This is a genomic window from Streptomyces sp. FH025 (genome assembly GCF_017427025.1).
Classification (GTDB): domain Bacteria; phylum Actinomycetota; class Actinomycetes; order Streptomycetales; family Streptomycetaceae; genus Kitasatospora.
This window is the reverse complement of the sequence record NZ_JAFLNG010000407.1, coordinates 1-7125: the sequence shown is the minus strand read 5'-3', so window position 1 is coordinate 7125 and position 7125 is coordinate 1. Positions and strand designations below refer to the sequence as shown.

The 7125-nt window shown below is 74.0% G+C and carries 7 protein-coding genes; 3 read left to right on the top strand and 4 right to left on the bottom strand.

Features of this window, described 5'->3' with window-relative positions; genetic code table 11:
* On the bottom strand, positions 1 to 834 hold an 834-nt coding region (locus tag J0670_RS25210; protein ID WP_207813949.1), incomplete at its 3' end, for a serine protease.
* A 415-nt stretch (positions 835 to 1249) separates the two neighbouring features.
* Between J0670_RS25210 and J0670_RS25205 the strand changes: the two genes are divergently transcribed.
* Positions 1250 to 1615 (top strand): hypothetical protein, encoded by a 366-nt coding sequence (locus tag J0670_RS25205; protein ID WP_207813948.1) that lies wholly within the window; start codon positions 1250 to 1252, stop codon positions 1613 to 1615.
* On the opposite strand, the gene J0670_RS25200 is transcribed toward J0670_RS25205, so the two are convergent.
* From J0670_RS25200 to J0670_RS25190, 3 genes are all read right to left on the bottom strand, one after another.
* Positions 1600 to 2145: a GNAT family N-acetyltransferase gene (locus J0670_RS25200; RefSeq protein WP_207813947.1), complete on the bottom strand. Its 546-nt coding sequence runs from the start codon at positions 2143 to 2145 to the stop codon at positions 1600 to 1602. The two genes, J0670_RS25205 and J0670_RS25200, sit on opposite strands and share 16 nt — an antisense overlap.
* Positions 2146 to 2174: 29 nt before the next feature.
* Complete coding sequence (locus J0670_RS25195; RefSeq protein WP_207813950.1) at positions 2175 to 3284, bottom strand: hypothetical protein; 1110 nt, start codon at positions 3282 to 3284, stop codon at positions 2175 to 2177.
* Between the two features lie 167 nt (positions 3285 to 3451).
* The gene (locus J0670_RS25190) at positions 3452 to 5185 is read right to left on the bottom strand and encodes a penicillin-binding transpeptidase domain-containing protein (protein ID WP_207813946.1); all 1734 of its coding nucleotides are present in this window, start codon (positions 5183 to 5185) and stop codon (positions 3452 to 3454) included.
* A gap of 227 nt (positions 5186 to 5412) precedes the next feature.
* On the opposite strand from J0670_RS25190, the gene J0670_RS25185 reads away from it, so the two are divergent.
* Together J0670_RS25185 and J0670_RS25180 are read left to right on the top strand one after the other, a co-directional pair.
* Positions 5413 to 6666: a styrene monooxygenase/indole monooxygenase family protein gene (locus J0670_RS25185; RefSeq protein ID WP_207813945.1), complete on the top strand. Its 1254-nt coding sequence runs from the start codon at positions 5413 to 5415 to the stop codon at positions 6664 to 6666.
* 154 nt (positions 6667 to 6820) lie between these two features.
* Positions 6821 to 7125 (top strand): hypothetical protein (locus J0670_RS25180; RefSeq protein ID WP_207813944.1); only part of this gene is annotated, 305 nt, incomplete at its 3' end.

The following is a 7125-nucleotide window of genomic DNA, read 5'->3' as shown; positions in this document are numbered from 1 at the left end:
CAGCGCCCGCTTCGGCTCCGCCACTCGGGCCCTGTACGACGCCGCGACCACCGGCGCACCGCCGGCGGGCCCGCGCCCCTGAGCCCGAACCGGGGTGCCCGGATCGGCCGGATCGTCGCTTTCCCACCTGGTGGTCCAGCTCAGGCACTCCAGGGGTTTCTGCGCGCCGCCCGGGTAGCCGGTCATCCGCACCGGGGCGTGGAAGTAGCCGGTGTCGGTGAGCAGTCGGACCCCGCCCGCCACGTCCTCCAGGCGCTCGCCGTCCCGGTTGGGCCCGGTCACCGCGAACCCGAAGTCGTACGCGGCCCCGGCGTGTTCACCCAGGTCGTAGTACGCCTGCGAGACGTAGACGCCGTTGTCCTCGACCGGGAAGATGCCGAACGGCTTCAGTCCGTCGTGGTACTGCGGAACGAACCCCAGGTTCCGCCTGGGGGAGGTGCCGGAGTACCCCTTGAGACAGTGCCCCGCGCTCAGCACCAGGTTGTGGTCGGGACTGTGCACGACGGAGCCGCTGCACGTGCGGCCCGTGCCGTCGGCACCGGTCCAGAAGAACGTGCCCGCCTGCGGGATGCCGTCGAAGCTCCTGCTCGGCGGAATGAACTCGCCGGGCCGGGGCCCGTCCGCCGTGGCCGGTGTCTCTGCCGTGGTGCGTTCGGTGTCGACCGGCAGCGCGGCCGCCATACGGGCTGCGGTCCAGTACGTGCTGAGTCGTTCCGCGGCCGGATCGCCCGCGTTCGGCGTCGCGGCGGAGGCCACCGGGGCGAGCCCGGCGCCCAGCAGCAGCGCCGCCGTGGCCGCTGCGGCACTTCTGAGGACCGTGGTCCTACGTGGCATCATCTGCCCCTTTGCTCATGGTTGATGCCCATGTCGTCGTTGCGGCGGGATCGGAGACAGGGTCAGGCTCTCGGTGGTAGGCCCGGGGTGTCGTCAGGACACTTTCCCCGCGTCGGCCGGCCCGGAACGGTCCAACGGCAGGCGTCGACGCGTCGAATGCCCGGCCGAACCGCGAACGGGGTGACGGTCGGCACGTGCCCGGCACCCGGTGCGGGCGGGTACCCGTGGGGCGGCCGGGCGCCACCGGTGAGCGCGCGGCGGCGCGCGGCGACGCGTTCCCAACTGCTCTGTTGACGCGGGAAGTTCGGGTACGTCACGCTCGAAGAGCCGCCGCGGGCGGGCTGTTCGGCCGAGGCTGAACGCCCTGAGGCCCCCGGTAGAGCCGCCCACCGTGTACCCCTGTGTGGAGGTCCCTGTGTCCAAGCACCGTCTCGCCGTCCCCGGAGCCGCCGTCGCCGCCCTGACCCTCGCCGCCCTGTTCGTCCCGGTGACCGGGGCCCACGCCGCCCCGGCCGCCGACTCCTGCACCCAGAACTGGAGCATCAGCTCCGGCCAGGGCTACGCCAACGGGAAGTGGTGCAACTACAACACCAAGGTCGTCGGCAGCGTGCACGACACCAAGGCGGACGGCCGCTGTCCGTTCGTGCGCGGCCACCTCTCCAACGGCGGCCACGTCGACAGCGAGTGGGCCGGAGGCAAGGGCAAGTCCCGCGCCATCACCATCTACGCCCCCTCGGGCACCCAGTTCACCAGCCTCTCGATGAGCTACATCAGCTGCTGAGCGGAGCCGGTCGGCAGGAGGAAGCGGAGCTTGCCGCCGTCCGCGGCCAGTAGCCGTCCGCCGTTGGCCTCGATCACCCGCCGGGACGCGATGTTGGCCTCGTCGCAGGTCAGCAGCGCCCGGTCGATTCCGAGCCCGGCGGCCACCGGCAGCGCGGCGGCCAGCATCGCGGTCGCGTGGCCCCGGCGGCGGGCGCTCGGGCGGACGTCGTAGCCGATGTGCCCGCCGACCCGCCGCAGGCCCGGGGTCAGGCGGTGCCGGATGGCGAGCCGCCCCAGCACCCGGTCACCCTCGGTCCACCAGAGCGTCGTCATCGGCACCCTCGCGTCGGGGCGGGCGGCCGCCTCGGTGCGCTCGGCCAGGACGCGGGCGACGTAGGCCGCGAAGGCCTCGGCGTCGGTCAGGGCCGGCGGGTCGACGTCGGTGACGAACCACGGGACGGGGCGGCCGGGGCCTTCGGCGTGGAACTCGGCCACGGCCTTGAGGAAGGAGGCCCGCAGCCGGGTGTTCGGGTCGACCAGTTCGGGCATCCGGTTGCTCCTCGTCGTTCGTGTGATGGTCAGTCCACGCCGCCGGCCGCCGAGCGCTCCGTGAACACCCGCAGGCTCAGCCGTGGGGCTCTCTCGCGCGCGAACCAGAGCAGCCAGTGGTCCTGCGCCTCCAGGGCGGCGCGGACGGTCGCGCACCAGTCCTCACGGTCCAGGACCGCGACGTAGGCGGCGAGGACGGCGGCGCGCTGGGCCTCGGTGCAGCCGGAATCCTCGGCGGGGTGGGTGGCGAGGTGCAGCGCCAGTACGGCGATGATGCGGAAGCGGGCGACCGTCGGTGGCAGGTCCGCGGCGTGGCGGGCGTGGGCCGCCAGGACGGCGGCGGCGTGGGGGTAGTGGCGCAGGGAAAGCCCCATGCCCGAGGCGAAGGTCATCACGTCCATCAACCGGCCGACGTGGTCGAAGAGTTCGGGGTCGTCGGCGAGACGGTCGACCTCCTCGTGCACGCGGGAGACCGTGGCGACGCGGCCGGCGAAGTAGCCGTTCAGGAAGTCGCCGTCGACCGCCCGGCGCAGCAGCCACGGCCGGGCGTCCGGATGGTCGAGCCGGCACAGCGCCTCGACGAGGTAGACCCGCCCCCAGCCGCCCGACCGTTCGGCGAGCCAGAGCAGGGACCGCGCGCTCGGGTCGATCCGTTCCAGCGCGGCGGCCGCGAGCGGGCCGAAATGGTGCGAGAGCAGCCCGATCGTGCGGATCAGCGGGATGTCCTCCGCCGTGCCCACCGCGGCGAGCAGGGCGAGCCCGACGAGGACGGCGCACCGGTCGTCCCCGTGGCGCACCAACCAGCGCCCGGTCGCCCGGACGCGGTCGGCCTCGCCCCGGCGGGCTGCGGCGGCGATGGACTCGTCGGGGTGCATCGGGACGAAGACGCGGTGACAGGCCCTGACCAGCTCCTGCGGCCCGGCGGACGTCCGCGCGAAGTGCCTGTCCAGGACGCGGGCCACCCGGACCCCCTGGCGGCGCGGATCCTCGGGCCGCTTGGGCCGCCTGCCGCGGTGGAGTTCGCCGTCCGGATACGGCGCTCCGTCCTTCGGCAGCGGTCCGTCCGGCGTCCGCCCGTGCAGCCGCAGCGCGTGGTCGTACAGGCTGGTCCGGGGCGCGGCCGACCGGCGCCGGAACATGGCGCTCACCAGCGGGTGGAAAGCTCGATTCTCATGATCACGGCGCCGATGCTGGCACCCTTTCCCCGTCCTGACAAGTCCTGTTCCGCGAAGGACGCCGCCTGGATGCCGCCGCCCGCCCGGCCGGCGCCCGGCCGGCTGCGTGAGCCGGCCGGGCCCGCGGGGCCTCAGCCCTTGCCGCCCGCCCGGAGGACCTGGGCGGCGGCCACGCCGGCCGCGCTGTTGCCGTGGCCGCCGCCCTCCACCTCGGCGGCCACGGCGAGGTCGCCGCGGTAGGCGATGAACCAGCTGTTGGTGGCCTGGCCCGAACCGGCCTCCGCGGTGCCGGTCTTGGCGCCGATCTGGCCGCTCAGCCCGGACATCGGGGCACGGGCGGTGCCCTGGGTCGCGGTCTTCGCCATCATCGTGCGCAGGCTCTGGGCGACGTCCGCGGGCAGCTTGCCGGGCGCGGTCACGCGCTTGGCGTCCTCCCGCAGCACGGGCTGACGGAACGTTCCGCTCTGCACGGTCGCGGCCACCGAGGCCATCAGCAGCGAGTTCACCTGGATCTGGCCCTGGCCGATGTACTCGGCCGCCGCCTCGTCCTTGTTCCCCGGCACCGGGATGGTGGCGTCCCGGCTCGGGACGCCGATGCGCCACTCCAGGCCGAGGCCGAACTGGTCGTGGGCCACCGTCGCCAGCGTGCCGAGCTGGAGCTTCTCCAGGCCCTTGTCGATGAAGCCGGTGTTGCAGGAGCGGGCGAAGTCGTCGCTGAGCGTGTAGCCGGGGAAGTCGCCGGGCTCGTCGTTGTGCCACGCCCGCGGGGAGTAGGTGGTCTCCTTGCACGGCACCACGGTGTCCGGGCTCACCCCGGCCTCCAGCAGCGCCGCCGAGGTGATCACCTTCATCGTCGAGCCGGGCGCCTGGCCGCCCCCGAACGCGCGGTTGAACCCGGTCTGCGGGGCGTACGCCATCGCCAGGATCGCGCCGGTGCTCGGCTGGACGGCCACCAGCGAGGCCGGCTTGCCGCCCGCCGACTGCTGCTTCACCGCCTCCTCGGTGACCTGCTGGAGGTCGGCGTCCAGGGTGAGCTTGACCTGCGGCGCGCTCGACGGGGTGAGCACGAACAGCTGCTCCGCCTCCTGGCCGCCGCCGCCCGAGAGCACCACGGCCTGCCCGGTGACCACCTTCGAGCCGTCGGGCGGTGCGATCTGCGGCAGCACCGACTGCAAGGACGGGAACGCGTCGAGCGGGCGGCCCTTGCGGTCCGTCGGCTTGGACACCGGGTTGGGCAGCGCCTTCACGGCGAAGGAGCGCCCGGCGGTGAGCTTGGGGTGGACCAGGCTCGGTGCCCAGCGCACGAGGATGCGGCCGTCCGCCGCCCTCGTGACGCCGAGCGCGCTGTCGTACTCCCACGCCTCCGACGTGCCGTCGAACTCCGCCCGCACCCGGAAGGCGACGGCCGGCTCGCTCGGCGTACCGGTCGGCGAGGGGCCCGTCCCGGTCAGGGCGAGCGAGCGGGCCGGAACGCCGTCGTGGAACGAGGACAGCGCCGTGCGGGCCGCCTCCGGACGGTCCGTCAGACCGGCCGCGGCCGTGAAGTCCCCACGGCCCCAGGCCGCCAGGAACTCCTTCGCCGCCGCGTCGGCCTGCTCGGCGGTCGGCGGCTCCTGCGGCTGCGAGGAGGTGCCCGCCTTCGCGCCGCCTCCGCCGCCGCCCCCGCCGTCGGACGAGCCGCCCAGCATGCTGTACGCGCCGTACCCGGCGACCCCCACCAGCACCGCGAACACCCCGCCCGCGGCGGCCAGCCACACCCGGCGCGAGGCCGGGCGGCGCGGGGCCTCCTCGGGCCCGTCGTACCCGTTGTACTCGTCGTGGTCGTCGTACTCGACGCCCCCGGCGTGCTCGTGCTCGTCACGCATTCTCGTATCCCCCCTGCGTACTGCCGTTACGGGCCCGTTACCTCGGTTCGGGCCCGGAACATCGTAAGCGGCGCCCCCGGCCACCGGGCGGCCGGGCCGTGGACGCGAGCGTCGGGGACTGGTATTCAGGCCACGGGCAACCGGGCGCACCGGGCGCACCGGGTGAACCGGGACGGCCGGGCGGATCCGTCGGCCGGCCGGGACGGACAACCAGGAGAGCAGGGGCGATGCGCAGAGTTCTGATCGTCGGCGCCGGGCAGGCCGGCCTCCAACTGGCCCTGGGGCTACAGTCCCACGGCTACGACGTGACGCTGCTGACCGACCGCGACGCGCAGGAGGTGCGTGACGGACGGGTGCTGTCCACGCAGTGCATGTTCGACGCCGCGCTGCGCACCGAGCGCGTCCAGGGCCTGGACCTGTGGGTCGAGCGGGCGCCCCAGATCGAGGGGATCGGCGTCTCGGTCGCCGGGCCGGAGTCGGCGCGCGTGGTCGACTGGGTCGGACGGCTGGACGGCCACGCGCAGTCCGTCGACCAACGGCTGAAGATGTCGACCTGGCTGGAGCTCTTCGCCGGTCGCGGCGGCCGGGTGGAGGTGCGGCAGGTGAGCGCCGCCGATCTCGAACACCTCTCCCGCTCCTACGACTTGACGCTGGTCGCGGCGGGAAAGGGCGCGCTGTCCTCGCTGTTCGAGCGTGACGAGGAACGGTCCCCGTACACGCGTCCGCAGCGGGCGCTCGCGGTGAGCTACGTGCATGGGCTCGCGCCGCGCCCCGAGCACGACTTCCCGGCGGTGCGGTGCAACCTGGTGCCCGGAGTCGGTGAGCTCTTCGTCATGCCGGTGCTGACGGCCGCCGGGCCGTGCGACACCCTGTTCTGGGAGGCCGTCCCGGGCGGCCCGGCGGACGCCTTCGACGGGATCCGCGACCCGGCCGAACACCTGTGGGTGACACTGGAGTTGATGAAGGCCTTCACGCCTTGGGAGTACGACCGGGCGGCCTCCGGCGTGGAGCTCACCGACGCCGGCGCCACCCTGGCGGGCCGGTTCGCCCCGGTGGTCCGCCGCCCGGTCGGCGAACTGCCGGGCGGAGGCGCCGTGTTGGGCATGGCGGACGTGGTCGTCCTGAACGACCCCATCACCGGCCAGGGGGCCAACAGCGCGGCCAGGTGCGCCGCCGTCTACCTGGAGGCGATCCTCGCCCACGGTGACCGGCCCTTCGACCGGGAGTTCCTCCGGTCCGCCTTCGGCCGGTTCTGGGAGGCCGTCGCCCGCCCCGCCACCGCGTGGACCAACGCGATGCTCGCGCCGCCGCCCCCGCACGTCCGGGAGCTGCTCGGCTCGGGCGGCCAACTCCCGGCGGTGGCCGATCGGTTCGCGAACGCCTTCGACCGCCCGGCCGACCTGGAGGAGTGGTTCTTCGACCCCGGGAGGGCGGCCGCCTACCTGGCCTCGGTGGCGCCGGACGGCCGAACCGGCCGGTAGGGCGACGGAGCTGTCACGGACAGGTCAAGGAATCGTCAAGTCCCGTGCGAACAGCGGCTGATCATGGTGGGTTCGTGTCGGCCCCGCCCGGCCGGGGAACACCACCGGGCGGGCGCAACCCTCAGGGCTGAACGCGAACAACAGGAGACGTGCGGTGGCGGTCGACGGCGGCAACATGGCGGACGCGGTGATCGGAACGGCGGTCAAGGAGCGCACCCGCCTCCACAGCGGCCGCAGCCGGACCACCACCCTGGTGGTGCTGGGCCTGGTCGCGGGCCTGGGTCTGTTCCTCGCGCTGGTGGTCGGCAAGGCGGACCCGACCGGTGCCCCGACCTGCGACGGCGAGACCATGACCCGCCATCAGGTGTGCCGGATCATCTCCAACCGCGGCGGCGGGGGCACCTTCGGCTACGACGAGATGATCGACCGCCGGGAGTCGGGCAAGGGCGTGTGGCAGGC